Raw genomic sequence first — 25,205 nt, 5'->3', positions numbered from 1 at the left:
GGGTCGGGTCGGGTCGGGTCGGGTCGGGTCGGCGATGCGAGCGAACTTAGACGGTTCCAATCCGAAATCCGTGCCATCTTCTCGATGTGATTCACATCACACATTTCCCCTTGACTGGGGTGATTCGGACGGGTCAGGCCGCATGGCCAGATATCGCGTTTGACCTGCGCAAACGCCATTATCTCGATCTGATCGTCTTTTAGGTAACGAAACGGTCACTCGTCCGACCTGGGAAAACGATGCCCTCAAACGGCCTTACGGACAGTTGGTGTGGCTTGTAGGTTCTTGACCTGTCCTTAACTGACGGATGGGACGCAGATGACGTCCCACGACAGCGCAAGGAGCTTTTCCCTTGAAGCGCACCCTCGCCATCGGCGGAACCCTCACCGGCCTCCTGGCCGCCGGCCTGGTGGCCACCCCGGCCCAGGCAGGCAGCTACAGCGTCAAGGAGACGCTGGCCGGCACCTCACAGGCCGCACAGCAGGTCGCCTTCTTCTGGTCGGCGCAGATGCTGAAGCAGGCCACGCCGTACAACGTCGAGACCACGGTCTCGGCCAAGCACATCTCCACCGGCGGACCGTCCGCGAGCAGCAAGGCCGGTACGGTTCCCGCCATCGGGGACGAGAAGAAGTCGTCCTCGACGTCCAAGAACGTCAACCTCCCGAAGACCACCGGCAAGGTGTTCTTCCTCGGCGCTGACGGCAAGGCGCACTGGTGCACCGCCACCTCCGTGCAGTCGAACTACCGCAACCTGGTCGCCACGGCCGGGCACTGCGTGTACGACACCGTGAGCAACAAGGCCACCCTGGACAAGTGGGTCTTCGTGCCCGGTTACTACCAGGGCAAGACCCCGTGGGGCATCTACGTCGGCAAGCAGGCGTTCACGCACTACGACTTCGACGTCTACGAGGACGGCGACCGCGACTACGCGTTCGTCACCGTCTACAACGGCATCAAGCTCGCGGGCGACAAGGAAGTCGACAAGAAGACCTACGACGCCTACACCGGTGACAAGCAGACCATCTCCGAGGAGGTCAGCGCCTCCGAGTTCGCCGCGAAGTACACCGAGGGCGGGCCGTACTGGAAGAAGGTCCTCGACCCCGAGAGCGTGCAGGTCGACCCGCCGGCCGACGGCCACGCCAAGCACGAGGAGTACTACACCAAGGGCATCGACGGCATCAAGCTGACCGCCGTCGAGGTCAAGGCCGCCGACTACAAGGCCGCCCCCAACGGCACCGACGCCATGAAGAACGGCGAGAAGTGCCCCTCCTGGTGCGGTAACAGCAGCGACCAGTGGACCCGCATCTCCTGGATCGAGTACCACAAGCTCAAGAAGGACAAGAACTTCCTGGGCGACCTCAAGGTGACGCGCGGCAAGCGCTTCGCCGAGGCGTACAAGAAGCAGTACTTCGTCAAGAAGTGGATCAAGACCTCCAGCCAGGAGAAGTACTACAAGGACCACTACTACGTCCGTAGCGTCTCCGACGCCGGTCGCCTGGGCGACAACGTGGGCGGGCAGGGCCTGGCCTACAACCAGAAGGTCGGCAAGAACGTCTACGTCTTCGGCTACCCGAGCGGCTCCCACCCGGACGGCAACCACGCCTACACGGGTCAGACGCTCAAGTGGTCGTACGGCAAGACCTTCGCCGCCAAGGCCCCGGCCATCAAGGGCGAGGAGCTCCTCGGCGTCAAGTCGTCCTTCACCGGCGAGGGCTCGCTGGGCTCCGCGTGGCTGCTCAACTACAAGAACAGCCGCCGCCTCGGCTACCTGAACGGCGTGACCATCGCCGTCGCGGACCGTGACGGCAACAAGCGCATCGACACCAGCATGTCCCCGTACTTCGACGGTGAGACGTACGGCGTCTACAAGAAGGCCGCGAACGTCTGGTCCGGCTCGATCATCTAAGACCGCTCCTGCGGGAAAAGGGATGCCGATCGGGGTCCGGCTGCGAACGCCGGGCCCCGATTCGGTCTCATCCGGACAACATCCGGTGGCGCGGGCGTGGGCCGTGTCGTTCGGTCAGCCGGGGCCGAGCCGTTCGCGCAGCCGGGAGCAGGCCCGCGACTCCAGCCGGGACACGTGCACCTGGGACACGCCCAGCTCGCAGGCGATCTCCGACTGGGTGTGGTTTCCGTAGAAGCGCATCAGCAGGACGGTACGCTCCCGGTCGGGCAGGTCCGCGAGCAGCGGCCGCAACGACTCCCGGTCCACGATCAGATCCAGTTCGCCGTCTTCCGTGGCGATATGGGAGGTATCCGGCCGTTCAGCGTCCTCACTGATCATCAGGTCGAGGGACAGGCAGCTGTACACGCTGTCGGCCGCCATGCCCTCGTCGGCCTCCTCGACGCTCACGCCGAGAGCGGCGGCCAGCTCGGCGGACGTGGGGCGGCGGCCGAGCCGCTGGGTCAGGGAGTCCACCGCCTCGTGCACGAGGATCTTCAGGTTCTGCGCCCGCCTGGGCACGTGGACCGCCCAGCCCGCGTCCCGGAAGTGCCGGCGGATCTCCCCCAGGATCATCGGTACGGCGTACGCGGTGAAGACGTTCCCCCGGCTCAGGTCGAACCTGTCGATGGCCTTGACCAGGCCGACGTTCCCCGACTGGACCAGGTCCTCCACCGGCTCTCCGCGGTAGGTGAACCTCCGGGCGAGCGCCTCGACGAGTCCCTGATGGCGGCGGGCGAGCTCCTGGCGGAGTATCTCCCGGCGTGAATGGCCTGGCGGTAGCTCCGCGAGGCGCTCGAACATCCGTCTTTCTGCGGGATCGTGCCACTCGCGTGCGGCAGAGTCTCGTGCGGCAGAGCTGAATGAATCGGGCATCACGCCCCCCGTCGCGCTGTCCTTGCATTATCCATCTCGCCCGTATGGGGCCGCCTTCCCCGGGTAGCGGCCGGACCAGGAGGTGAGGGACATGGCGCGCAGAAGGTCTCGGGTGGTCGTGGTCACGGGGGCGAGCGCCGGTGTGGGCCGCGCGACGGCCCGCGCGTTCGGCGCGCGCGGCGACTCGGTGGCGCTGCTCGCGCGCGGCGAGGCGGGTCTCGCCGCCGCCGCCGAGGAGGTCGAGGCGGCCGGAGGCCGGGCCATGGTGATCCCCGTCGACGTGGCCGACCACCGTGAGGTGGAGGACGCCGCGCGTCGGGTGGAGGAGGAGCTCGGTCCCATCGACGTGTGGGTGAATGTCGCGTTCGTAGGGGTTTTCGCGCCCTTCAACCAGATATCGCCCGACGAGTTCCGCCGGGTGACCGAGGTGACCTACCTCGGTTACGTCTTCGGCACCCGGGCGGCCCTGGACCGGATGTTGCCGAGGAACCACGGCACGATCGTGCAGGTCGGCTCGGCCCTCGCCTACCGGGCCATCCCGTTGCAGTCGGGCTACTGCGGCGCGAAGCACGCGATCAAGGGATTCACCGAGTCGTTGCGGTGCGAGTTGCTGCATCGGCGCAGCGCCGTACACGTGACGATGGTGCAGCTGCCCGCCATGAACACGCCGCAGTTCGACTGGGTGCTCTCCCGGCTGCCGAACCGGCCGCAGCCGGTGCCGCCCATCTACCAGCCGGAGGTGGCGGCCAGGACCGTGGTCTTCGCCGCCGGACATCCCCGGCGCAAGGAGTTCTGGGTGGGCGCCTCGACCGCCGTCACGCTGCTGGCCAACAAGGTCGCCCCCGCGCTGATCGACCGCTATCTGGGCAGGACCGGCTTCTCCTCCCAGCAGACCGACGAGCCGTACGATCCGGGCGGCCCGGTCAACCTGTGGGAGGCCGCGGACGGCAAGGACGGGCACGACTTCGGCGCGCACGGCCGCTTCGACTCCCGCGCCCGCGCGACCAGCGCGGAGGCGTGGCTGTCGCGGCACCGCGAAGCCGTGACCGTCGCGGCCTTCGGCGCCGGGCTGGTCGCCGGGGCGCTCACCGCGCTGGTCAGAACCCGGGCCGGAGGCCGCATCACAGCGTGATCCACGGTTCCACCCGGAGCGGCTCAGTCGCCCACGCCGCCGTACGTACGGAACCTCTCCACGTCCGCCTCACGCAGATCGAGACCGAGGCCGGGACGGGACAGATCGGGTCGCAGCACACCCTCAACCGGCTCGCGGAAGCCGTCGAAGAACATCGACTCGATCCTGACGTGGTCGTGGAACCACTCCAGATGGCGCACGTTCGGCGTGGCCAGCGCGGCGTGCAGGTGCAGCTGCGGGGCGCAGTGGCCGGACACCTCCAGGCCGCGCGCCGCGGCGACGGCGGCGGCCCTTCGCCACTCCAGGATGCCGCCGCAGCGGGTGACGTCGATCTGCAGGCAGTCGACCACCCGGACCAGCCGCCGGAAGTAGTACAGGTCGCACCCGTACTCCCCCGCCGCGACATCGGCCCGCACGGCGTCACGGACCCGGCGCATCCCCCGGACGTCGTCGGAGGAGACGGGCTCCTCGAACCAGCGGACATCCCACTCGTCCATGGCACGGGCCATCCGGATCGCCTGCTTGGCCGTGTAGGCGCCGTTGGCGTCCACGTACAGCTCGGCGTACGAGCCGATGGCGTCGCGGGCCTGCCGTACCCGGTGCAGGTCCCGTTCCTCCCGCGTGCCCCGGCTCTCCCCGATCTTGATCTTCACGCGCGGGATCCCCCGGTCGTGCACCCACCCGCCGAGCTGCTCGGCCAGCAGCGCGTGTGGATAGGTGGTGAAGCCGCCACTGCCGTAGACGCGCACCCCGTCCGACGCCTGGCCGAACAGCGCGCAGAGCGGCACGCCGAGCAGCCGCGCCTTCAGGTCCCACAGCGCCGTCTCGATCGCCGACATGGCGTACCCGGCCGCGCCCGCCCGGCCGATGTTGCGCACCTGGCGCGCCATCGCCTCGAACGCCGCGGGAACGTCGAGCGCGCTGCGCCCGCGCACCACGGGCGCGAGGTCGTCGCGGGCGATCGCCGCGCAGGCGGCGGAGCCGTACGTCCAGCCGAGGCCGGTCTGCCCGCCGCCGGTGGCCCGGACCAGGACCAGCGTCGTACGGTCCCAGGCCAGCGTCCCGTCGGCCTCCGGCAGGTCCGTCGGCACGGTGTAGGCGGTGGCGGTGAGGCCGCGGATCGGCGTCATCGCGTTCTGGTGGTCCGATCGACGGGTACGGGGGCCCGCCGCGCCTGGCGCGGGAGCGCGCCGGACACGGCGGCACGCCACGCCTCGTCCAGGGCCTCGGCCAGGTGGACCGGCCGCCGCCCGATGCCCGCCTGCTCGATCTGGGTCCGGCAGCTGAACCCGTCGGCGAGGACGAGCGCGTCCTCCGGGGCGGCGCGGAGCGCGGGCAGCAGGGCGTCCTCCGCGCAGGCCATCGAGACGGCGAAGTGGCTGTCCTCGAAGCCGAAGTTCCCGGCCAGGCCGCAACATCCGGCGTCGAGCACGGTCAGCCGTGCCCCGGCCGCCTCCAGCAGCCTCCGGTCGGCGTCGAACCGCATGATCGCGTGTTGGTGGCAGTGGGGCTGGGCGACGATCTCGCGGTCCAGCGGAGGCGGCTCGACGCCGTGCTCGTCCAGCAGCTCGGCGAGAGTGCGCGTCTGGTCGCGCAGCCGCCGTACGTCCAGGTCGTGGGGCATCAGGTCGGGCGCGTCCGACCGGAACACGGCCGTGCACGAGGGTTCCAGCCCCACCACCGGGATGCCGGCCCTGATCTCCTCGCGCAGCACCCGCGACGTCCGCTCGATCACTCTGCGGGCGACGCCGAGCTGCCCGGTGGAGATCCAGGTCAGGCCGCAGCACACCGCCGCGCGAGGGAGCCGTACGGAGAACCCGGCCCGTTCGAGGACCCGGACCGCGGCGACGGCGACACCGGGATGGAAGTTGTCGGTGAAGGTGTCCGGCCACAGCAGCACCTCACCCCTGTGACCGTCGCCGATCGGCACGTGGCGGCGGAACGCGCGGCTGAACCGGGCGGGGGCGAAGGCCGGGAGCGCCCGCTCCGGCGCGATGCCGCCGAGCCGTTTGATCAGGGCGTCGAGGGACGGTGTCCGGGCGGCGAGGTTGACCAGGCCGGGGGCGAGAGCGGCGAGCCGCGCCCACGCGGGCAGCCACCCCATCGAGTAGTGGGCGCGCGGGCGCAGCCGGCCGGCGTAGTGGTGGGACAGGAACTCGGCCTTGTAGGTCGCCATGTCCACGTTGACCGGGCAGTCGCTCTTGCAGCCCTTGCACGCGAGGCACAGGTCGAGGGCGTCCGCGACCGCGTCGGACCGCCACCCGTCGGTGATCACACTGCCGTCGAGCATCTCGAACAGCAGCCGCGCCCGGCCCCGGGTGGAGTGCTTCTCCTCGCGGGTGGCCCGGTAGCTCGGGCACATGACCCCGCCCGCCTCGTGGCGGCACTTGCCGACGCCCACGCACCGCAGCGCCGCGCGGGCGAAGGAGCCGTGATCCTGGGGATAGGCGAAGTGCGTCTCCGGGTCGGCCGGGGCGTAGTCCGCGCCCAGGCGCAGGTTCTCGTCCAGCCGGTACGGCGGCGCACCCGAGAGGCGGACCAGCTTGCCGGGGTTCATCCGCTCGCGCGGGTCGAAGACGGCCTTGAACTCGGCGAAGGCCGGCATCAGGTCGGGTCCGAACATCGTCGGCCACAGCTCGCCACGGGCCTGGCCGTCGCCGTGCTCCCCCGACAGCGACCCGTTGTAGGAGACGACGAGGTCGGCCGCCCGTTCCACGAACTCCCGATATTTCCTGATCCCATCCGCGGTGACCAGGTCGAAGGAGATCCGCGTGTGCAGGCATCCGTGCCCGAAGTGGCCGTAGAGCGCCGACGCCTCGGCGTAGCCGTACTCCTCCTGGAGCCGGTGCAGGTCGCGCAGATAGGAGCCGAGGCTCTCCGGGGCGACCGCGGAGTCCTCCCAGCCGGGCCAGGTGTCGTGCTCCAACGGCACCCAGGCCGTGGCGCCCAGCCCGGCCTCGCGTACCTGCCAGAGCTCGTCCTCGTGCGCCGGGTCGTCGAAGTACCGCACCGCGTGCCCGAGCTCGTCCGCGAGTGCCTGCGCCTTGTCGTGCGCCTCCTCCTCGGTGTCCCCGCCGAACTGCACGATCAGCCAGCCCGCGCCCTCGGGCAGCAGCCGCAGCGCCTCGGCGTTGAGGTGCTTGCGCTTCTCGAAGCTGACCAGCTTGTCGTCCACCCCTTCGAGGGCGAGCGGGCGGTGCGGCAGGATGGTCGGCACGGCATCGGCCGCCTCGAAGATCGAGGGATAGCCGAAGACGACGAGCGCGCGGGCCTTGGGCTCCTCCACCAGCCGCAACCGCGCCCGCAGGATCGTGACCAGGGTCGACTCGGAGCCGACCAGGGCGTTCGCCAGGTCGAACCCGTTCTCGGGCAGGAGCGCGTCCAGGTTGTAGCCCGAGACCCGGCGCGGGATGTCGGGGAACCGCCGCCGGATCTCCTCGCCGTAGCGCTCCGCCAGATCGCGCAGCCGCGCCTTCATCTCGTACGGCAGGCCGTCCCCGCCCCCGGGACCGGCCCAGAACCGGGCGCCGCCGTACGTCAGCACGTCGAGGCCGAGCACGTTGTCGGACATCTTGCCGTACGCCTGGGCGGTCGAACCGCAGGAGTTGTTGCCCAGCATCCCGCCGATCGTGCAGTGGTCGTGCGTCGCGGGCCTCGGCCCGACCATGAGTCCGTACTCGTGGGCCCGCGCGTTGAGCACGTCCAGCACGATGCCCGGCTCCACGATCGCCGTCCTGCTCTCCGGGTCGATCTGGACGACGCGGCGGCAGTACTTGGACCAGTCGATCACGACGGCGGCGTTGCAGCACTGCCCGGCGAGGCTCGTGCCCCCGCCGCGGGACAGTACGGGAACGTCCTGTTCACGGCACACCGCCACCGCCTCCACGGCGGCGTCGACCGTACGAGGGACGACGACGCCGGTCGGCACCTGGCGGTAGTTGCTCGCGTCCGTGGAGTACATCGCGCGGCTGCCGTCGTCGAACCTGACCTCGCCGTCCACGCGGCGGCGCAGCTCGCGTTCGAGCAGAAGGTTGCGGGAAGCCATGATCTAGTCGCCCATCTGCTGGATGCGGTCCTTGAACAGGGTGGTGGCGATCGACACCTTGTGCGGTTGGCCACGAAGGAACGCCTCGGCGAACTTCCTGGCCTGCTGGTAGGTCACCTTGCCCGGCATGGGCGGCTCGTTCGGGTCGACGTCCACGTCCACCAGCGCCGGGCCGTCGTGCGCCAGCGCCTGCGAGACGGCCTCGGGCAGGTCGGCGGCCTTGGTCACCTTCGCCCCGAAGCCGTGGCAGGCGCGGGCCCACACCGAGAAGTCGGGCCACGGCTCGTCGAACCGCACCCCGTGCTCCGGGTAGCCGAGCACGATCTGCTCCCACAGGATCTGGCCCAGCGCGTTGTTGTTGTTGATCACGACCTTGACCGGCAGGCCGTGCTGCGCGGCGGTGAGGAACTCGGCCATCAGCATGGCGAACCCGCCGTCGCCGACGAAGGCGATCACCTGGCGTCCCGGGAAGGCGTGCTGCATCGCCACCGCGTACGGCAGGCCGGGCGCCATCGTGGCGAGGTTGCCGGACAGGTAGAAGCCCCGGTTCCCCCTGATCGTCCAGTGCCGGGCCGCCCAGGTGGCGATGGTGCCGCTGTCGCAGGTGAGGACGGCGTCGTCGGTCGCGAGGTCGTCGATGACCGACATGAGGTACTGCGGGGCGATCGGGTCCCGCTTCGGGTTCTCCAGCGCCTCCATGTCCGACCGCCAGGACCTCATCTTCTCCCGATATTTCTGGAGATGAGCGTGATCGTGCGGGGTGAGTAACGGCAACAGTGCCCGGAGCCCCTCCTTCGCGTCGCCGATGACCGGCACGTCGGTGGGGATGCGGACGCCCGCCCGCGACGGGTCCACCTCCAGCTGTACCACCTTGACCTTTCCCGGGGGCGGCAGGTGCTTGGTGTAGGGGAAGTTCGTGCCGACCATGAACAGCACGTCCACGTCGTCGACCAACTCCTCGCTCGGCCGCGTGCCGAGCAGCCCGATCCCGCCCGTCGTGTACGGCGAGTCGTCCGGGATCACCGCCTTGCCCGGGAGCGTCTTGATCACCGGCGCCCCGAGCCGTTCCGCGGTGGCGATGACCTCCTCGCGCGCGTGCAGCGCGCCCGCGCCGACCAGCATCGCGGGTCGTTCGGCGGAGTTCAGCACGGCCGCGGCCTGCTCCAGATCGGCCTCGCGCGGCCGGGCCGGAGGTTTGAGATAGACGGGCGCGGTCTCTGGCGGCCGGGCCGGCGCCACATGCTCCCAGGGATCCGCGTCCGCGGGCGCGACCTGGATGTCGTTCGGCACGGTGAGGTGGGCCACCCCGCGCCGCGCGTATGCCGTCCTGATCGCGATGTCCACCAGCGCGGGAAGCTGCACCGGGTTGTAGATCATCTCGTTGTAGACCGCGACGTCCTCGTACAGGCGCTCCAGGTGCACCTCCTGCTGGTAGCCGGTGCCGAGCACGGAGGTCTCCTGCATCCCGGTGATGGCCAGCACGGGCACGTGGTCGAGCTTCGCGTCGTACAGGCCGTTGAGCAGGTGGACGCCGCCGGGGCCCGAGGTCGCCAGACAGACGCCGATCCGGCCGGTGGCCTTCGCGTGGCCGGTGGCCATGAAGGCCGCTGCCTCCTCGTGGTGGACGAGGAGGAAACGCACCTTGTCCTGGTGGCGTCTCAGTCCTTCCATGATCCCGTTGATGCCGTCGCCGGGCAGGCCGAAGACCGTGTCAACGCCCCAGGCGGCCAGCCGTTCGATCAGGGACTCCGACGCTATGCGAGCCATGGGCCCGCAATTACCCCGGGTGGGTCAGGTCATACCCGCGCGAAGGTTCGCCGGTACGCCGTGGGAGTGGTCCCGACCGCGCGGAGGAAGTGGCGGCGCAGCATCGTGGTGGTCCCGAAGCCGCACCTGGCGGCGATCTGCTCCACGGACAGGTCTTCGGTCTCCAGTAGGCGTTGCGCCTCGGCGATCCGCTGCGCGACGAGCCAGCGTGCCGGGGTCGTCCCGGTCGCCTCGGTGAAGTGCCGGGCGAACGTGCGCGGCGCCGACCGGGCCCGCCTGGCCAGTTCCGCGACGGTCAGGGGCAGGTCGAGGTGGCTCCTCGCCCAGTCCATGGTCTCGGTGAGCGCCGACCTCGTCGTGGTGACCGGTGGGATCGGGCGCTCGATGAACTGCGCCTGCCCGCCGGTCCGATGTGCCGCGGTGACCATGCGGCGGGCGATGGCGTTGGCCACCCTCGCGCCGTGCGACCGCCGTACGAGCTCGAGGCAGAGGTCGACGCCGCCCACGGTGCCCGCGCCGGTCCAGATGCCCCGGTCCTCAGTGAACAGCACGTCCGGTTCGACGCGTACCTCCGGATGGTCGGCGGCGAGCCGGTCGGCGAGCGCCCAGTGCGTCACCGCTCCGCGCCCGTCCAGCAGCCCGGCCGCGGCGAGGACGAACGCACCCGCGCAGAGCGATCCGATCGGGACTCCGCGCGCGTGCGCCCCGCGCAGGGCGTCGAGCACCGCGGGCTCGACCGGGGCGAAAGGGGTGTCCCGGCCGGGGACCACGACCAGGTCGGCGCCGTCGAGCCCGTCCAGGTCGTGGGTGGCCGACACCGTCGCACCGGGGAACATCCGGACCGGCCGCGCGCCCGCCGAGCACCGGCGCAGCTCGAAGCCGGGCAGGCCGCCGCTCACGCGGTCCATCCCCCAGACCTCGCTGATCACCCCGAAGTCGAAGGCCCGGACATCGTCGTACAGAAGCGTCGCCACGGTGAACATGGCAGGAAACTATCGCAGGATGACATTCCTGCCACTCACGGTCGTGGCGGGGCAGGGATCAGGCTTGGGCCATGCGAGAGATCGACCACAACGCCGCCCTGATCGTCATCGACGTGCAGAAGGGCTTCGAGCATCCGTATTGGGGGCGCAGGGGCAACCCCGCCGCCGAGGAGAACATCGGCGCGCTGATCCGCGCCTGGCGGGCCGCCGGGCGGCCGATCGTGCTCGTGCGGCACGACTCGGCGCAGCCGGGTTCGCCCCTGCTGCCGGGAACGCCGGGCAACGAGTTCAAGGACGTCGTCGCCGAGGCGATGGGCGGCGCCGAGGCGGACCTGTTCGTCAGCAAGACGGTCAACTCGGCGTTCTACGGCACTCCGGACCTCGCCGGCTGGCTGCGCGGACACGGCGTCGGCCAGATCGTCATCGCCGGGATCCAGACCAACATGTGCAACGAGACCACCGCCCGGATGGGCGGAAACCTCGGCTTCGACGTGCTCTATCCCATCGACGCGATGCACACCTTCGACGCCGTCGGGCCGGACGGCGAGGTGGTCACCGCCGAGGAGCTCACCCGGGCCACCGCGGCGAGCCTCCATCACGGGCGCTTCGCCACCGTCCTCCGTACGAGCGACCTCACCTAGGACGGTGTTCTAGCCGGCCTGCTACACCGTCCAGATCGTCACGCGATGATCGGTCGGGCGATGACGATCGCCCGAGCTCTCCCCCTGGCCGTCGGCATCGGAGTGCTGCCGACGGCCGTTCTTGTCGTGATCCGCGCGCATCTCACGCCGGCCGTACGGCGAGACCTCTCTGCCCTGCCCATTCGGTATAGGTCGCGAATTTACATATGCATGTACGGATGCACGTGCAAACGTAAAGGGTCGTATTCTTGCCCATGATCAAGAGAGAGTGAGGCATGGATGACCGAGGTCTACAACGGGATGCCGTCCGCCGAGCTGGGCGACGTTCCGTGGCGCAAGAGCCGGCACAGCAACCCGAACGGCAACTGCGTCGAGCTCGCACCACTCCCCGACGGGAGCGTGGCGATGCGGAACTCGCGGCATCCCGAGGGGCCCGCGCTGATCTACTCCGCCTCTGACCTGCGCTTGTTCGCCCACGCGGTCAAGGCGGGAGAGTTCGACGATCTCGTCGGCGGCTGAGCCTTCCCGCGTGCTTTCCCCCGCGAATTGGCGGCAAGACGTGTCAGTCCCGCATCGGCGGTAAGTAGAAGTGAGGAGCGAGGGAGACGAGCGCGGCAGACGCAAGAGGCGGTGATGATGTGTCGGGCACCCTGCTGAGCCTGGAGTTCGACCGCAGCGCGATCACCCTGGTCCGGCACATGGTCACCGAGTCGGCGCGCAACGCCGGTCTGGTGGGCATGGCGCTGGAGGACTTCGTTCTCGCCGTCCACGAGGCGGTCACCAACGCGGTCCGGTACGGCATCGCGCCCAGGGGGATCGCCATGTGGCGAGAACCCGGCCTGCTCCGCTGCGAGGTCACCGACAGCGGCCCCGGGATCCCGGACAGGACGCTGCATCGCAAGCGCATGGCCCGGTTCGATTTCGGCGGCCGCGGGATCTGGCTGATGCACCGCCTCGCGGACGTCACCATCCGGACCGGACCGGATGGTACGACCGTCCTCCTCTCGGCCGCCATCCCCTGAGAATCGTTTTTGCTCAGAGCGGAGTCGGCGATGGTTGTCCGAAAGCCCAGGTGTTCCGCTCGTCCTCCCGGGATTAGCGAGCCTGTGACCTGGGAAATCTGACGTAGTACACCGCGCGTCGCCAGTCGCGCGGCCTGCTATATGGGCCGGTCGGCCCTTTGATTGGGTCCAACCGGTTCTATCGTGAGCAGGGCTGAACGCCGATCCCTTGCTAGGCTGCAGGGAACCGTAGAACCGGGCGTTGTCTCACCCGGCAGGTGAGACCGTCATAGAAGTGGGGTCACACCGTGAAGAAGCTGCTCGTTCTCGCGCTGGTCGCTCTTGGGGGACTGCTCGTCTGGCGCAAGGTGCAGGCGGACCGCGCCGAGCTGGACCTGTGGACTGAGGCCACCGGCAGCGAGAACTGACCACCGGGGATGGACCTTGATCGTGGGGAAGGAACGGGCATGACACCCGTGAGGCTGGCCTGTCTTGATCTGGCCGGCACCACGATCGGCGACATCGCCATGGTGGAGCGGGCGTTCGCTGAGGCGATCGCCACTCAGGGCATCGTCCCCGGGACCAGTGCGTACGCACGCGCCATGGTGCACGTGCACAGGTCCCGGGGATGCCCGACGATCGAGGTCTTCAAGGGCATCTTCCCCGGCAACGAGGCTCAGGCGCAGGCGGCCAACCTGACCTTCGAGCGCTCCTACGAGGGAGCCATCGAGAGGACGGGGCTGTTCCCGCTCCCGGAAGCCGTCGAGGCGCTGGAAAAGCTCCGCGAGGCCGACATCAAGATCGCCCTGATCACGGGGTTCAGCAGGTCCACGCTCGGACGTGTCCTCGGCACGCTCGGATGGGCCGGTGAACTCGACTTCGCTCTCTGCCCCGAGGACTGCGCCGGACGGGGACGTCCCTTCCCGGACATGGTCCTCACCGCCGTTCTGCGAGCCGGCATCAAGGACGTACGAGAGGTGGCCGTTCTCGGCGACTCGGAGAACGACATGCTCTCCGGCAGGCGCGCGGGCGCCTCGATCATCGCCGGCATGTTGTCCGCCGGCCACAGCCGCGACCGTCTCATCGAGGGCGGTGCCACGCACATCGTCGAATCGATCACGGAGTTCCCGGGTCTGCTCACCGGCAGCGGGGTCGGCGCGCACCACGCTGCTACTTCCGCCCGGTAAGCTTTCCCTAGCACCCGGGGCCTTAGCTCAGTTGGCAGAGCGCCTGCTTTGCAAGTCTCCGCACGTCATACGGTGTGCGACTTACGGCCAGGACCTTATTGTCCTGGCCTTTCGTGTGTCAACGAGAATCGCTGAATTTACGGTGTGCGACCCAATTAGGCGCTGTATTTCGGTGCCGTCCGACGCGGTCTGAAATCGCAGGATCAGCCGATCAGGCGCTCTCGCCGATCGTGACTGACCGCACGCCGACCACAGCCAGCCACTCGCCGTGGCGTGCGGAGCGTCCTCGGACGGCGCGATCGACCTCGGGCGTCACGCGGAATCTCGCTGTGCACCCTCCGGTCAGATCATGGTCAGACCGCGATCTCGGGCTTCTGTTGATCAATGGCACGACAAGAGCTGCCTAAGAACGGTATGGCGGTGTTTGTCGTTGCGTGGTTCCGGAGATCCAGACGGTGCGGAAATCGCCATATCGGGGGTTATCCGGGGCATTCTTCGGCATGGATGGCGGAGATGTTCGAGCGTCTAGAGGAATCGATTCCTTTTCGGGGGAGAATCGCTATGTCCAAGTTCAAGAGTCTCGTCGGGCTGCTGGCCGTCGGCGCCGCGTTGACCGGCGGGGCGGTCGCGCTGTCCGCCGCCACCACGGCCACCGCGGCGAGCGCGTCCGTCGTTCAGGCGGGCGGCTTCGCCGGCTGGGGTGGGGGCGGCTGGGGTCGCGGCCAGCGGAACCGTAACTGGAACCGCAACCACAACCGCAACCGCCAGCACCAACGCGACGACCAGCGTCAGCACCAGAGGCAGCGCCAGCACGTGATCAACAACATCCGCATCCGCCAGCCGGAGCAGCGGCGGGAGCGTGAGGTCAGGGAGAACCGGGGCTTCGAGATCCCGGCTGACGTCCTCGCCCAGCTCGTCGCGGCTCGCGGCGGCAACGGTGGCAACGGGGGCGCGATCGCCGGCGGCGGCAACAACAACGCCAACGGCGGCAACGGCGGCAACGGCAACGCCGCAGGCAATGGCTTCCTGATCACCTTCCCATCCGGGATTAGGTAAGCACCTTCTCCGGCCGTAGACCGCCGAGCCGGTCGGTCTCGCCCTGGTGAAAACCGGCAGGTGTGTTGTCGCAGCGCATGGAAGACCGTTTCAACGGCTTCCGCGTTCCACGGGGACGTGGTTCTTCCCGACCTGACGTTCGCGAGGAGCGCGGGCAGGCCGGAAGGGACCATGCCGGTCTGGAACGTTGAGAAGGCACCAGCGCAAAAACGCAGGGGCGCGGCCCTTCTGGATGCCCAGTGCGCCCGGCTCGGCTTCGTCATTCTGCGGGAGAGGCGCGCCGCGAACGGCTGACGCTCCGCAGCCCCGCTGGCCTCATGGCCGGCGGGGCTGCTACGGATCATGGACGCGCTACCAGCCACCCACCATCTCCCCGCGCCCATCGCCAAGCAGCACGCCGAGATCGGCGCGACGTCCGGCACGATCAGGCACCTGCGCAAGCTGGTCGCCTGGCACACCAACAGGGGCTGCGGGGCCGTAGATGCCGCCAGCTCGTGACCCAGCTCCCGATCGACCCGGAATGCGCGCTCGCCGACGCGCCTTCGGGACCGCGAGCTGCTTGATCGGCGCGAAAGCGAACCCAGCCTGGCGCTCGTCGGTCGCCGAGGCGACGACCTGCGCGCCGCGCTCACCGTCGACCGCGGTGAGGTAGTCCCCGGTTGGTGTGGATAGGTCGAGTGGCGCGGAAGCCTACGCTGTTGCTACGGTGTCTATGCCGAACAGTTTCGCGATCATCTGCGTTTCCGCAGGTAGCGACTTGTTCAAGGGGGCCTTAGCTCAGTTGGCAGAGCGCCTGCTTTGCAAGCAGGATGTCAGGAGTTCGAATCTCCTAGGCTCCACTCATAAGAAAGCCCAGGTGAGGGATAGTTTCCCCGACCTGGGCTTTGATCTTTATTCGGCCTTCTCCGGCTTCCGTGCCCGCTGCGTGCCCGATCCGCTCTTGAGTTGTCCTCGTGCGAGGGAGTCAAGGGCGGCGCTTCGCGCCGCCTCGCGGTCCTGCGCCCGCTCGGCGGCCGGGCATGCGGCCTGGGGGCCGGTCCCGGCCGCCGGCGGCTCGGACCGCGTAACTATCACGTACCTGCTGATCCGCTTAGCGACTCCCCCTACGTACGGCAAGGCACTTAACGAGCAGAAAACAGCTCCCGGCGCTGAAAGCCGCCGCGCAATAGCATCCGAGCATGGACACGCCGCCTGATCTCGACCGTGCGTTTGACGCTCTCTACGCGGCCTTCTCCCGGTACCCGCTTCCAGCCAAGACCGACGTGTGTGTCCACTGCGTGTCAGCTGAGCGGGTTCGCGCGGCGCGTGCCGCACCACTTCGGATGCTCACTGCATCCGCGCTGGAGCCCTACGCCTGGAATGGCCTGAACACATGGGGAGACGTCGAGGAGTTCAAGCACTATCTGCCCCGGTTGATGGAGCTACTCATCCTCGAAGAGCTCGACGGCCTGCACGCCCCCTCCTTGATGCTGCGACTCGGCGTCAGGTGGCACAGCTGGAGAATGACCGAGAAGGAAGCCGTCATCGCCACCATCGACGCATGGTGGCGGCACACCCTGAGCCACTATCCACGCGACGTCGACGCCATGACGATGATCGAAATCATCGCTGACACTCTGGAGCTGGACCTAGCTCCCCACCTGGCCGAGTGGGAATCGAACACCACCGAGGCGGCGGCCCGTCACATGGCGTCTCTCATGCACGACTTCACCGTCAGCGTCGCCCACGACACCGATTGGTATGCGCTCCTGGACAACTGGATCAGGGGGCCAGCACCTGCGATGCTCCTGGAGCGCGGATTCTTCTCCGCCAGCTCACCGGAGGCGGCCCAGAAACTCTCCGACGCGCTTGAGACCCACCGCATCTGGCGCCGACACTGAACCGGCATTAAGTTAAGGCGCCTCCGGCGGGGCACTCCGGCTCCGGGATGCCACGGAGCTGGAGAGCGCGGGCCGCAGGTGGTTGAGGTAGGAGCCACGCATCCCTTCTGCCGCCGCCCCAGGCAAGCCCAGCAGACCGACTCCTACGGCTCAAGTCCGTCTGTGGCCGTTGGCGTCCAATGGCCGAGGAACGGCGACCGGCTGGCGTACACGCGAAGACGGGCTTGCCCCTCCGTCGTCGGCCCGTTGCCGCTTCGCGGTGGGTCGACGGCATACGGGATGCGCGGGGGGCGAGGTGTGCGCGTCCGCGCAGGTCACGTGCCCGTTCTAGTTGGAGTTTTAGTTGCAGTTCCCCGCCGTAGCAGGTCGTTCAAAGAGGACCGTCGAGCGGTGTTGGTCCAGGTGGAACGGATCGGGACGGGCACGAGCCGAGCTGCTAATGCGGTTTGGCGGACGTGCCGGAGCAGGTTACCGATTTCTCGCTCGGGCGGGCGCAGAGATCAGGCGAGCGATGTCGGACGCGACGCGCATGTTTGTAGAGCTTGATCAAGGACTTGGGGTCGTGGCTCGTCATCGTCCTGCCAGCCGTCGGTCTTGAGTTTTTCCAGGAGTGGCAGAAGTTCCGGGTCACCCAGCTCCGCCGCGGCTTCGACGTAGAGGTTGCCCACGTCCGGGGTGGCGAGCACGCGTTTCAACGTGGGCAGGACCCGGGGGTCACGCCGTATCGCCAGTGCCACCGCGGCCGCACCAGCCGTGTTCTCGCCTGGATCGTTCAGACGCTCGACGAAGGCGTCCCGGATCTCCTGGGTGTCGTTCTCGGCGCGACTGCCCAGCATCATGGTGGCCCAATCCCGCACCCCGGCATCCGGATCACGCATCAACGCCAGCAGTACCCGCACCGCATCCTCGGGAAGCGGATCGACGCCGACGGGAATCCCACGCGCCACCTGCCAGCGGATATCCGCGTCCGGATCGGCAGCGAAGCGTAAAAGCGGAAACAGGACGCGTTCGTCGTCGCAGATGGTGGCGAGTGCATGGGCGGCGGCCGCGCGCACGAACGTATGTGTCCCGTCCAACGGAAGGGCGTCCGCCGCTTCGATCAGGGGCGGAACGTGCCAGCAGAAATTGAGCGCCTGAACCGCAAGCAGGTCGAACCCGAGCGCCTGCACCCTCTCATCAGGATCAGCCCACCAGGCCCGAGCCAGAGCTATGACCTCTTCAGGGTCAGAGATCGATTCGAACAACCTGTCCATGGCCTCGAAATGCTCTTGAGAGGATGTCCCATCCCAGTCGAGCAGCTCAGCGAGCCGGCTACTGGGGATCGATGGTGTCGACATGTCCTTCCCTTCTTGGCCGGCAGCGAGGAGAGGGACGGCTCTCAAGAAATACGAGTATGTCGAGGTGACGTCGGAGAAGTCGACCGCATTTCGGGAGCCGCCTTGGGAGCCACCCAAGCTGACGATCATGAACTGAGCCGAACGGCTCTGAACAGGAGACCCCGCAGCGAGCAGCGTGGGAGAGCGGCCTCGAAAGACGCTGAGATCGTTTGGGGACCTACGGATCAGAAGGCGTGCCCGTTGCGTGCCCGATCGGGCGGTGATCAAGGGGGAATGGCGGGGACTCGCGGGGAATGCGACCCGCAGTCCGACCAGCAACGACGCAGGTCGATCAAGATCGGCATACGTCTTTGCAAGCAGGATGTCAGGAGTTCGAATCTCCTAGGCTCCACCAGCCGAAACGCCGCTTTCTCGATCAAGAGGAGCGGCGTTCGGGCCATTAGCGGCCATTAGCGCACGGGGACTGGCTGCCCGCCGCGTCGTCGCTGGTGCTCGACAGTAGGCGGCCGGACATCAAAAGGCGGTGCCGCTGAAGTCGTCTGCGGACCACGGATCCCGTCCCCATTCGCCTTGGTTGTGCGCTGGTTCCTCTTCCTGCCTGACCAGCGATGTGGTCTCCTCACCCCACGCGTCGAGCCCATCAATCGCAATCGCCCGGTAGATCCGGTTGGAACTGGTCGCCAGGAATGTGCGCACCATTGGAATGAGAACTGCTCGATGATGGGTGAGTTCGGGGGCGTCCAGGAGCCGGACAGCGGCGGCGAGAGCCGCTTCACGTATGACGGGATCTGGACTATGGAGAAGTGAGGACACGCCCTGGAAGAGGGCGGGGCGGATGGCGCGGACCTGGACGAACGCTGGATCACCCTCGGGTGGGAAACCCAGGCGTACCAGTGTTGTTTCTGCTTCCTTGCCGACCTCGTCCGCCACAGATCCCAGCCAGTCCAGGAGTGCTTGGCGCAGTCGGCATCGCCGGCCCTCTCTGCCGTATGGAACCGCGATGTCGGTGGGTGAATCGGTGAGGATCGCGGCGACGTACAGAGCCGCTGGGGCTGTCGCTGTGTAGAGAGAGTTCTGATGATGCACCACATGGTCGAGGTGCTTAGCAGCTCTGGCCTGGGCGTCTGGGGGTCCGTTAAGAAGGTCGGTCAGCGCTGAGGGCGTGTCATCGGCCGGTCCGCAGGCATGCTGCAGCGAGGCCCAATCGGTCTCTTCGATCAGTGAATCCGGATCGGATGGGCAACCGGTCATGTCCTTGATCACCACACTCAAAGTATGGGGTCGCTTAGCTCTCTGGAGCCGTTCCCCCGTCGCCGTCGTCTCTTCTGCGCTCGGCCTCAACGCGACCGCTCAGCGCGTCGGCGATCTTCTGGTCAGCGTCGCGGGTGGCGTGCTGGTAGATCAGTGCCGCCCGGTCGCTGTCGTGTCCCATCCGGGCCTTGAGGTCGGCGAGGCTCCCCCCTGACTGCGCGGCAAGCGTGTTGCCGGTGTGCCGAAGGTCGTGGAAGTGCAGACCGGTTATCCCCATCTCCTTGAGCGCGTTCGCCCACTTGGCCTCACGCCGGAAATTGCCGCCGCGCAGGAACGCGCCCCGCTTGCCGAGAAAGACGAACGCGTCCTCCGCCTCGTCGACGAATTCGGCGAGATGCTCGAACAACGCCGGAACGATCGCCGAGGGGATACTGATCGTGCGTTTCCCCTCCCGCGACCCAGCAAGGGCGGCCGGCCAGTCAGCCACGACACCGATCTCTACAAGGAGCGGAACACCGTAGAGCGCCTGATCAACAAGCTGAAGGCCTGGCGAGGCATCGCCACCCGCTACGACAAGACCCCTGAAAGCTACCTCGCCGGTCTCCACCTTCGCGCCGCGATGATCTGGATCAAAGACCTCACCCGGACCATCCCTTGATCACAACTGAATACGCGCCCTAGGTGCCGTACACTCATCGCACATGCGATTAAGGTTGATCTTCACCCTTTTCGCCCTCTACGCCGTCACCGCTGCACCCGCATTCTTTCCAGGAGATGGGCGAGTGATCGTGCAGCCTGCGACGAACGACGCGGTTGAGGTCTACTTCACACCGGTTGACCTTGTGCTGCTCAGGTCCTACGAGGGCATCGAGCCGTTCAATCGCGCCTTGGAGATCGCTCAGCGGCGGGCCGACACCTACCCGCACGATCTTGCCCCGCCGTACATCCTGCACGAGCCATACCGGCTCGTCGCTCCATACGTCACCGCGCGCGGACGCGAACTGGCCGCGCCGCCGACCTCCGGGGCGTACTGGTCGAGCGGGAAGAGCGTCCGCTTCAGGATCGTGCCTCGGCTGAGACCGGTGAAGAACAGCCAGGCCGAGCTGAAGACGTTGGTGGAGATGGACGTCGGGCCGTTGGAGGAGACGGAGTCTTCTCTGGCCATGGGGATTGAGGCGGAACTCAACCGGGTCGTTCTGGAAGTGAACACGTTCGACCAGGATCTGCGCCGCAGACTGGCCAGGCAGTATGGCGGACTCATCGCTGTCCACTGGGAGCCCTTCGCCCAGCGAGCGGTCCTCGATTAAGAGCCCAAGCAGGTGGATCACGCGATGGCCCATCTTCGCTCCGGTGATTCGTCCACCGATCATGTGCCCTCAGATGAGTGACAGACTGCGTGACAACGCCCATGGACGACGATGGACACTGCTGGACGCTCAAGGACAATCGCAGCAGGTGAGTTGCGCACGGCATCAGCTCGAACGGATGTTGCCCTTGCCTGATAAGGAAGCGGTCAGTAGATGGCAGGCATCGGACCGCTAGAAGATGCGTCTTCGGCTGAGTCGTTCACGGCCTCGACCTAATCCGGCACGAAGGGTATGTATCCGGGCGGCAGCTCGCTCACGTCCAAGCCGGAAAACACCACTCGATGGACAGTCGCGATGGTCCTCGATTCCTCAATTCATGGCGACATGGCATGATCCTTCGTGAATGGGGATCCCGTCGGCAAAGGGGACGACTGCATGACTTCCAAGGCGGTCGCATTCATTGCGTTCCTACTGATCGGCTCGGGCGTGCTCGCTGGTGTGCTCCCCGTTACTTCGGGCGGGCGAGACTGCGGCTCAGCATTCTTTGAGTCAGGGATCACCTCACTCGATGACATCTCGATCAGGATGAGGGGCTGCAAGGACGTGCGGAACCTCGTCCGGATTCCAGCAATCGTGCTGATCGCGGCCGGTGTCGCCACGCTGTTCGCGGCTGGCGTGGTGAACGCGAAGGAACAACAGGACGAGATCCTTCGGAGGGCAGAGACATAACTGCCTAATCGTCCCAACGACTGACGCGCGTCGATCGAAGGGGTCAGGGCACAGCCAGGGCACATGAGCGCGAAAAGCAGCGCGAAACGACGAGAAGCGGCGAACACTGAAAGCCCAGCTCAGCGCATGGGCTGCACAGTCGCCGCAGGTCAGGCATAGGGGCGGATTAGATCTCGATGTTGTGACCGACCCCGGGCCGCTGGCAGCCCGAACTGGCGTCGCTACCCCCACGCCTCACAAGACACTTCGCCCAAGTCGGGAAGCTCTGGTCGACCGAACGTGTTTCCCGAGAACCACTCCAGCAGGAACTCGGTTGAGGTCAATTGAAGGGCCGTAGCCTGGTCGTAGTGCCGCGGCCAGATAGTAACTGGCCACGCATCCGGTTCGCCCTCTGTCAGCCAGCCGATCCAATCACCATCGACGGTGTTTCCCCACTTCAAGAAGCCACCTGGCTCTGGCCAGGCCGCGAGTGGGTATTGCGACGGCCAGTCTGTACGAAACTCCCGGTACTGATCTCCAACGTACCGCGCAGCATCCGCAAATGATTCGCCACCTGTCGTGATACGCGGATCCAAAACTCCCAGCCACTCTCCGAAGTCGCAGCTCCCGTAGCGGTTGACCAGTGCGACGAAATCGGCGGGGAGGGGCGTACCGAGTTCGGCGAAGACTGCCTCCCACGACGCTTCTCCGAATATCGGTTCGGTAGGAGGCGGTACCAGAGCGATGAGCTTGTCCAAGGTGTCGTGCATCCGATACAGATACACCCGTCCAGCCCGGCCTGTATAGGACCTGTTCGCTCAGCAGGCCCCTGGTCGGCCCGGGGCTCACGGTGATCCCTAGGTGTAGAGCTGTACAGCAGCGGAGTACAGCAACCCCGCCTCACACCACCATGCGTCACCGGCCCTGAACTACCCCTTGAGCAGGCCGCCGAGCTTCCTACGTGGTAACTGACTCCCGTTTGCAAGCAGGATGTCAGGAGTTCTAATCTCCTAGGCTCCACTCATAAGAAAGCCCAGATGAGGGGGATTCCCCCTGGCCTGGGCTTTGATTTCGGCGATCGATAGCGGCGGATCGTCGGCTATGACAAGCGGCTTCGGGACAAGATTCCTTACTCGCCATCCCACTGTGGCCGGGTAACCGGAACCACTGTGAGCAAGTGATCCAGCCCTTTGAAGTCCTTCGGGTTGCATGTGTAGAGCGGCAGGCGGTTCGCGATGGCGACACAGGCGATCATGAGATCCGCCGTTCGGGGACGTGGGTTGCGGCCTGAGGAGATGACAGCGGTCCAGAGTTGGCCGTACTCGCGGGCGGCGGTCTCGTCGAAGGGGAGGGGGTCGAACTCGGCCTCGGCTGCCTGCAGGATCTTCATTCGCTGAGCGAGTTCTCGCGGTCCGGACGCCACCAGCACGCCGACCGACAACTCCGCGGTGGTGATGGCGCTGATCATCATCTCGTCGGGTAGCTCATCCGGGTCGATCCCAGCCCGCAGGATGAGGATGTTGGTGTCGAGCAGCCCTTGATTAGGGGTCATTCCCCGTCCTCTGTGAACTCGCCCCTGCCGTAGGCGCGATCGTACGGGTCGTAGAGATCGTCATTGGCGTGACGGTCCATGTCCTCGCGGTACTTCCGATCGTCCAAGCGGGGCATGCCGCGGGACATCGCCACGAATTCGGCGCGTGACACGGCCCGGCGCCGGCGCCGAATAGGGACCAGATCGCCGATGTGGTGGCCGTTGCGGGTGACGGCGTACCGCTCCCCGCGTTCCAGCCCATCCATGATCTCCGCGGAGCGGTTACGCAGGTCGCGCTGAGAGATCTGGTGGGAGCGGTCAGGTTCAGAGATGCTCACCCCTCAAGTCTATGTCCGGGTGCTACAGGGTGCTACTAGTTAGCACATCTCTGCCACCCGACTTTGTTGGGGCAGGTTGCGGCCTGATCGCCAGGCCATTAGCGGGCCATTAAGGGCGGTCAACAGGGGGCAGTCACAGTCGCTCGCGGACTGCCTTTCGCCCAGGTCGCGCCGGTTTTCCGTGAAGATCAGGCCGATTTGCAAGCAGGAGGTCAGGAGTTCGAATCTCCTAGGCTCCACCAGCCAAAACGCCGCTTCCTCGATCAAGATGAGTGGCGTTCGTACCATGACCTCGGTGCAGCCCCTCTGGTGCATGGCGGCTGGCCCACGACGGGGACTGTCGGAGGGGCGATTCGGACGCTGATGGCTTCGGTTGACCGCTGCTGACGATGGGGTGACGGAAGTGTTGGCGGAGGGATGGATCTGGCGTTCCGGGCTGGAGCACCTGCGCCTCAGTCTCCGGCCGAGGCAGGCGCGCCATCAGCGAAGTCGAAGCTCAGCCACCGGTCGGGACGCGCGGTGAACAGCACGAAGGTGCCGGCGGGGTTGGCCGTCTCGGCCTCGGCGAAGGCGCGGGCGAGGTCCGGCGGCAGGTAACGGGAGGTGATGGCCGTCACCTCCTCGACCGAGGGCGTCCAATCCTCCTCCACCACCGTGCACTCGACCGTGACGTATTTGTAGGGGAACTCGGCCTGCTGCACGCAGAAGCTCAGGGCCCCCGACCGCTGGAGCAGCCGGGTCTTGCGCGCGACCCGGCCTTGACTGCCGGTGAAGAAGTTCAGGTTTCCGCCGGGCGTGTAGGCGTACCAGACGGGCACAGTGAGCGGGGGCCGGCCGTCGTTCGCGGCGACGCTGAGGACGCCGACGTGCGGCAGGGCGAGGAAGTGCTCACGCTCGGGGGCGGTGAGGGTTCGTGCCATGGCTGCCTCCTGGGCAAGCGGTCGGGGACTGTGGAAATCGAGGACGGGCGGGGGTCACGGCCGCGGCCGGGTGGGGTACTCGTCGCGCGGCCGGAGCCAGCTCATCGTCGGGGACTGCGGCCAGCCCTCGGGGGAGTCCTCCCATTCCTCCTGACGTCCGTAGGGCGTGAGGTCGAGCAGGTTGAAGTCGAGTCGGAGCCGGTCGACCCCGCGGCCGCTGGTGTAGTAGGTGCGGAAGACCTCCGCGCCGTCGCGTAGCAGCACGCTCAGCCCGAAACCGTTGCCCAGCCCAAGGTCGTCGTAGAAGTCGTCGCCGGCTGAGTACCAGGGCACGGTCCAGCCCATCCGCCGCCGTACGACATCGATTTCGTCCTGCGGCGCGCGGGACATCAGGATCAGCCGGGTGTTCCGGGCGTTGAGGTGGGATTGGTCGGCGATGTTGTCGGTGAAGGTGGCGCAGCCGGTGCACAGCCAGTCCTGCCCCGAGGTCTGCATGAAGTGGTAGATCACCAACTGGCGGTGGTCCTCGAACAGGCCGGGCAGATCGACCGTCGAGCGGTCCGGCGCGGTGTAGCGGTAGCCGTCGGCGAGGCGAACCATCGGCAGCCTGCGCCGTTCCGCGGCCAGCGCGTCCATCGCCCGGGTCTGCTCCTTCTCCTTGACCAGCAGTGCCTCGCGTGCGGCCTGCCATTCCTGTGCCGACACGATCGGGGGACGGTTCACGGCGCGCTCCTCTGTGCGTCTCTTAAGGGAACTTATGGTGGTGACGACGCTAGCAGGGGTTAGTCTCCTCAGGGAACCCTCCCGGCTATCATCGACCTCATGCAGCGAACCCGGTTTGGTGACATGGCCTGCTCGATCGCCCGCACACTGGACGTGATCGGCGAGCCATGGTCGCCGTTGATCCTGCGTAACGTCATGGTGGGGATCGGTCGCTTCGACCAGCTCCAGCAGAGCCTCGGCATCTCCCGGAAGGTGCTGACTGAGCGGCTCAGATGGCTCGTGGACAACGACGTGCTGGAGCGGCGGCAGTATTCAGAGCGGCCGCCCCGGTACGAGTACGCGCTCACCGTCAGGGGGACGGAGTTGTGTGACCTGCTGATGGTGATGGTGCGGTGGGGCGACCGTTGGACGGCGGGCGAGGCCGGGCCGCCGGTGCTGTACCGGCACCATGCCTGCGGGGAGATCGGCCACGTCGAGCTGCACTGTTCCGTGTGCGACCGTCCCATGGACGTCACCGGCATCGACATCCTGCCTGGTCCGGGAGCTGCCATCACCGGCTGACTCATCCCCCTTTACCTGC

At 67.2% G+C, this 25,205-nt stretch carries 26 protein-coding genes, 1 tRNA gene and 1 pseudogene; 15 read left to right on the top strand and 13 right to left on the bottom strand.

What is annotated here, in order from left to right; all coding sequences use genetic code 11:
* Positions 1–352 precede the first annotated feature (352 nt).
* Positions 353–1,906, top strand: a complete 1,554-nt coding sequence (locus tag IMZ11_RS31140) for a serine protease (protein WP_228645997.1) — start codon at positions 353–355, stop codon at positions 1,904–1,906.
* A gap of 114 nt (positions 1,907–2,020) precedes the next feature.
* Here IMZ11_RS31140 and IMZ11_RS31135 read toward each other — a convergent pair whose 3' ends face one another.
* Positions 2,021–2,746, bottom strand: coding sequence for a SigB/SigF/SigG family RNA polymerase sigma factor (locus tag IMZ11_RS31135; protein WP_228645996.1), 726 nt, complete (start codon positions 2,744–2,746; stop codon positions 2,021–2,023).
* 163 nt (positions 2,747–2,909) lie between these two features.
* Here IMZ11_RS31135 and IMZ11_RS31130 point away from each other — a divergent pair, with 163 nt between their 5' ends.
* Positions 2,910–3,950, top strand: coding sequence for an SDR family oxidoreductase (locus IMZ11_RS31130; RefSeq protein WP_228645995.1), 1,041 nt, complete (start codon positions 2,910–2,912; stop codon positions 3,948–3,950).
* A gap of 23 nt (positions 3,951–3,973) precedes the next feature.
* Here the strand turns inward: IMZ11_RS31130 and IMZ11_RS31125 are convergent, their stop codons facing one another.
* The 4 genes from IMZ11_RS31125 to IMZ11_RS31110 are packed head-to-tail and all read right to left on the bottom strand — an operon-like array spanning position 3,974 to position 10,745.
* Positions 3,974–5,080, bottom strand: coding sequence for an enolase C-terminal domain-like protein (locus IMZ11_RS31125; RefSeq protein ID WP_228645994.1), 1,107 nt, complete (start codon positions 5,078–5,080; stop codon positions 3,974–3,976).
* Positions 5,077–7,995 carry an FAD-binding and (Fe-S)-binding domain-containing protein gene (locus tag IMZ11_RS31120; RefSeq protein ID WP_228645993.1) on the bottom strand — a complete coding sequence of 973 codons (2,919 nt, stop codon included), beginning with the start codon at positions 7,993–7,995 and terminating at the stop codon, positions 5,077–5,079. Before IMZ11_RS31120 ends, IMZ11_RS31125 begins: the two co-directional genes overlap by 4 nt.
* Before the next feature lie 3 nt (positions 7,996–7,998).
* On the bottom strand, positions 7,999–9,762 hold the full coding sequence (locus IMZ11_RS31115) for a thiamine pyrophosphate-dependent enzyme (protein WP_228645992.1): 1,764 nt from the start codon (positions 9,760–9,762) through the stop codon (positions 7,999–8,001).
* Positions 9,763–9,791: 29 nt separating this feature from the next.
* On the bottom strand, positions 9,792–10,745 hold the full coding sequence (locus IMZ11_RS31110) for a GlxA family transcriptional regulator (protein ID WP_228645991.1): 954 nt from the start codon (positions 10,743–10,745) through the stop codon (positions 9,792–9,794).
* Positions 10,746–10,816: 71 nt separating this feature from the next.
* Here IMZ11_RS31110 and IMZ11_RS31105 point away from each other — a divergent pair, with 71 nt between their 5' ends.
* From IMZ11_RS31105 to IMZ11_RS31065, 9 genes are all read left to right on the top strand, one after another.
* Entirely contained in the window at positions 10,817–11,386 is a 570-nt protein-coding gene (locus IMZ11_RS31105) for a cysteine hydrolase family protein (RefSeq protein WP_061256019.1), read from the top strand.
* Positions 11,387–11,665: 279 nt separating this feature from the next.
* On the top strand, positions 11,666–11,905 hold the full coding sequence (locus IMZ11_RS31100) for a DUF397 domain-containing protein (RefSeq protein ID WP_228645990.1): 240 nt from the start codon (positions 11,666–11,668) through the stop codon (positions 11,903–11,905).
* Positions 11,906–12,024: 119 nt separating this feature from the next.
* On the top strand, positions 12,025–12,408 hold the full coding sequence (locus IMZ11_RS31095) for an ATP-binding protein (protein ID WP_061256015.1): 384 nt from the start codon (positions 12,025–12,027) through the stop codon (positions 12,406–12,408).
* 287 nt (positions 12,409–12,695) lie between these two features.
* Entirely contained in the window at positions 12,696–12,815 is a 120-nt protein-coding gene (locus IMZ11_RS31090) for a DLW-39 family protein (protein WP_211264163.1), read from the top strand.
* A 39-nt stretch (positions 12,816–12,854) separates the two neighbouring features.
* Entirely contained in the window at positions 12,855–13,574 is a 720-nt protein-coding gene (locus IMZ11_RS31085; RefSeq protein WP_228645989.1) for an HAD family hydrolase, read from the top strand.
* Positions 13,575–14,135: 561 nt separating this feature from the next.
* Positions 14,136–14,630 carry a hypothetical protein gene (locus IMZ11_RS31080; RefSeq protein ID WP_228645988.1) on the top strand — a complete coding sequence of 165 codons (495 nt, stop codon included), beginning with the start codon at positions 14,136–14,138 and terminating at the stop codon, positions 14,628–14,630.
* Positions 14,631–14,972: 342 nt separating this feature from the next.
* Complete coding sequence (locus IMZ11_RS31075) at positions 14,973–15,128, top strand: hypothetical protein (RefSeq protein ID WP_228645987.1); 156 nt, start codon at positions 14,973–14,975, stop codon at positions 15,126–15,128.
* A 268-nt stretch (positions 15,129–15,396) separates the two neighbouring features.
* Positions 15,397–15,469, top strand: a tRNA-Ala gene (locus tag IMZ11_RS31070).
* Positions 15,470–15,808: 339 nt separating this feature from the next.
* Positions 15,809–16,510, top strand: a complete 702-nt coding sequence (locus IMZ11_RS31065) for a hypothetical protein (protein WP_228645986.1) — start codon at positions 15,809–15,811, stop codon at positions 16,508–16,510.
* A 500-nt stretch (positions 16,511–17,010) separates the two neighbouring features.
* Here the strand turns inward: IMZ11_RS31065 and IMZ11_RS31060 are convergent, their stop codons facing one another.
* The 3 genes from IMZ11_RS31060 to IMZ11_RS31050 all read right to left on the bottom strand — a co-directional run bounded on the left by IMZ11_RS31060 (position 17,011) and on the right by IMZ11_RS31050 (position 19,585).
* Positions 17,011–17,976 (bottom strand): HEAT repeat domain-containing protein, encoded by a 966-nt coding sequence (locus tag IMZ11_RS31060; protein ID WP_228645985.1) that lies wholly within the window; start codon positions 17,974–17,976, stop codon positions 17,011–17,013.
* Positions 17,977–18,360: 384 nt separating this feature from the next.
* On the bottom strand, positions 18,361–19,113 hold the full coding sequence (locus IMZ11_RS31055) for a hypothetical protein (protein ID WP_228645984.1): 753 nt from the start codon (positions 19,111–19,113) through the stop codon (positions 18,361–18,363).
* 19 nt (positions 19,114–19,132) lie between these two features.
* Positions 19,133–19,585, bottom strand: coding sequence for a tyrosine-type recombinase/integrase (locus tag IMZ11_RS31050; RefSeq protein ID WP_374463020.1), 453 nt, complete (start codon positions 19,583–19,585; stop codon positions 19,133–19,135).
* On the opposite strand from IMZ11_RS31050, the pseudogene IMZ11_RS46795 reads away from it, so the two are divergent.
* The 3 genes and pseudogenes from IMZ11_RS46795 to IMZ11_RS31040 form a co-directional block, all read left to right on the top strand.
* A pseudogene (locus IMZ11_RS46795) lies at positions 19,559–19,756 on the top strand (hypothetical protein); the annotation flags it as partial. The gene IMZ11_RS31050 and the pseudogene IMZ11_RS46795 sit on opposite strands and share 27 nt — an antisense overlap.
* Before the next feature lie 124 nt (positions 19,757–19,880).
* Complete coding sequence (locus IMZ11_RS31045; protein ID WP_228645982.1) at positions 19,881–20,405, top strand: hypothetical protein; 525 nt, start codon at positions 19,881–19,883, stop codon at positions 20,403–20,405.
* 435 nt (positions 20,406–20,840) lie between these two features.
* Positions 20,841–21,134 (top strand): hypothetical protein, encoded by a 294-nt coding sequence (locus tag IMZ11_RS31040; RefSeq protein WP_228645981.1) that lies wholly within the window; start codon positions 20,841–20,843, stop codon positions 21,132–21,134.
* 221 nt (positions 21,135–21,355) lie between these two features.
* On the opposite strand, the gene IMZ11_RS31035 is transcribed toward IMZ11_RS31040, so the two are convergent.
* From IMZ11_RS31035 to IMZ11_RS31015, 5 genes are all read right to left on the bottom strand, one after another.
* On the bottom strand, positions 21,356–21,883 hold the full coding sequence (locus tag IMZ11_RS31035) for an SMI1/KNR4 family protein (RefSeq protein ID WP_228645980.1): 528 nt from the start codon (positions 21,881–21,883) through the stop codon (positions 21,356–21,358).
* A gap of 359 nt (positions 21,884–22,242) precedes the next feature.
* Entirely contained in the window at positions 22,243–22,665 is a 423-nt protein-coding gene (locus IMZ11_RS31030) for a type II toxin-antitoxin system VapC family toxin (RefSeq protein ID WP_228645979.1), read from the bottom strand.
* Positions 22,662–22,982 (bottom strand): type II toxin-antitoxin system Phd/YefM family antitoxin, encoded by a 321-nt coding sequence (locus IMZ11_RS31025; RefSeq protein ID WP_228645978.1) that lies wholly within the window; start codon positions 22,980–22,982, stop codon positions 22,662–22,664. The genes IMZ11_RS31030 and IMZ11_RS31025 overlap by 4 nt, the downstream gene beginning before the upstream one ends.
* A 452-nt stretch (positions 22,983–23,434) precedes the next feature.
* On the bottom strand, positions 23,435–23,902 hold the full coding sequence (locus IMZ11_RS31020) for a pyridoxamine 5'-phosphate oxidase family protein (RefSeq protein ID WP_228645977.1): 468 nt from the start codon (positions 23,900–23,902) through the stop codon (positions 23,435–23,437).
* A gap of 54 nt (positions 23,903–23,956) precedes the next feature.
* Positions 23,957–24,625 carry a DUF899 family protein gene (locus tag IMZ11_RS31015; protein WP_228645976.1) on the bottom strand — a complete coding sequence of 223 codons (669 nt, stop codon included), beginning with the start codon at positions 24,623–24,625 and terminating at the stop codon, positions 23,957–23,959.
* A gap of 99 nt (positions 24,626–24,724) precedes the next feature.
* On the opposite strand from IMZ11_RS31015, the gene IMZ11_RS31010 reads away from it, so the two are divergent.
* Positions 24,725–25,186, top strand: coding sequence for a helix-turn-helix domain-containing protein (locus tag IMZ11_RS31010; protein ID WP_228645975.1), 462 nt, complete (start codon positions 24,725–24,727; stop codon positions 25,184–25,186).
* The last annotated feature ends 19 nt before the right edge of the window (positions 25,187–25,205 follow it).

The organism is Microtetraspora sp. AC03309 (genome assembly GCF_020826795.1).
In the GTDB taxonomy this organism is placed as follows: Bacteria; Actinomycetota; Actinomycetes; order Streptosporangiales; family Streptosporangiaceae; genus Microtetraspora; species Microtetraspora glauca.
Note: the sequence above shows the minus strand (reverse complement) of the source record. Positions and strands in the feature narration are given on the sequence as shown.

Coding starts and splice junctions, on each gene's coding strand:
- IMZ11_RS31135 (WP_228645996.1), bottom strand. CDS start 2,746: ATGTTCGAGCGCCTCGCGGAGCTACCGCCAGGCCATTCACGCCGGGAG.
- IMZ11_RS31030 (WP_228645979.1), bottom strand. CDS start 22,665: ATGACCCCTAATCAAGGGCTGCTCGACACCAACATCCTCATCCTGCGG.
- IMZ11_RS31105 (WP_061256019.1), top strand. CDS start 10,817: ATGCGAGAGATCGACCACAACGCCGCCCTGATCGTCATCGACGTGCAG.
- IMZ11_RS31020 (WP_228645977.1), bottom strand. CDS start 23,902: ATGGCACGAACCCTCACCGCCCCCGAGCGTGAGCACTTCCTCGCCCTG.
- IMZ11_RS31035 (WP_228645980.1), bottom strand. CDS start 21,883: ATGCACGACACCTTGGACAAGCTCATCGCTCTGGTACCGCCTCCTACC.
- IMZ11_RS31110 (WP_228645991.1), bottom strand. CDS start 10,745: ATGTTCACCGTGGCGACGCTTCTGTACGACGATGTCCGGGCCTTCGAC.
- IMZ11_RS31075 (WP_228645987.1), top strand. CDS start 14,973: ATGGACGCGCTACCAGCCACCCACCATCTCCCCGCGCCCATCGCCAAG.
- IMZ11_RS31100 (WP_228645990.1), top strand. CDS start 11,666: ATGACCGAGGTCTACAACGGGATGCCGTCCGCCGAGCTGGGCGACGTT.
- IMZ11_RS31120 (WP_228645993.1), bottom strand. CDS start 7,995: ATGGCTTCCCGCAACCTTCTGCTCGAACGCGAGCTGCGCCGCCGCGTG.
- IMZ11_RS31040 (WP_228645981.1), top strand. CDS start 20,841: ATGACTTCCAAGGCGGTCGCATTCATTGCGTTCCTACTGATCGGCTCG.
- IMZ11_RS31130 (WP_228645995.1), top strand. CDS start 2,910: ATGGCGCGCAGAAGGTCTCGGGTGGTCGTGGTCACGGGGGCGAGCGCC.
- IMZ11_RS31080 (WP_228645988.1), top strand. CDS start 14,136: ATGTCCAAGTTCAAGAGTCTCGTCGGGCTGCTGGCCGTCGGCGCCGCG.
- IMZ11_RS31125 (WP_228645994.1), bottom strand. CDS start 5,080: ATGACGCCGATCCGCGGCCTCACCGCCACCGCCTACACCGTGCCGACG.
- IMZ11_RS31060 (WP_228645985.1), bottom strand. CDS start 17,976: ATGATCGTCAGCTTGGGTGGCTCCCAAGGCGGCTCCCGAAATGCGGTC.
- IMZ11_RS31085 (WP_228645989.1), top strand. CDS start 12,855: ATGACACCCGTGAGGCTGGCCTGTCTTGATCTGGCCGGCACCACGATC.
- IMZ11_RS31010 (WP_228645975.1), top strand. CDS start 24,725: ATGCAGCGAACCCGGTTTGGTGACATGGCCTGCTCGATCGCCCGCACA.
- IMZ11_RS31065 (WP_228645986.1), top strand. CDS start 15,809: ATGGACACGCCGCCTGATCTCGACCGTGCGTTTGACGCTCTCTACGCG.
- IMZ11_RS31115 (WP_228645992.1), bottom strand. CDS start 9,762: ATGGCTCGCATAGCGTCGGAGTCCCTGATCGAACGGCTGGCCGCCTGG.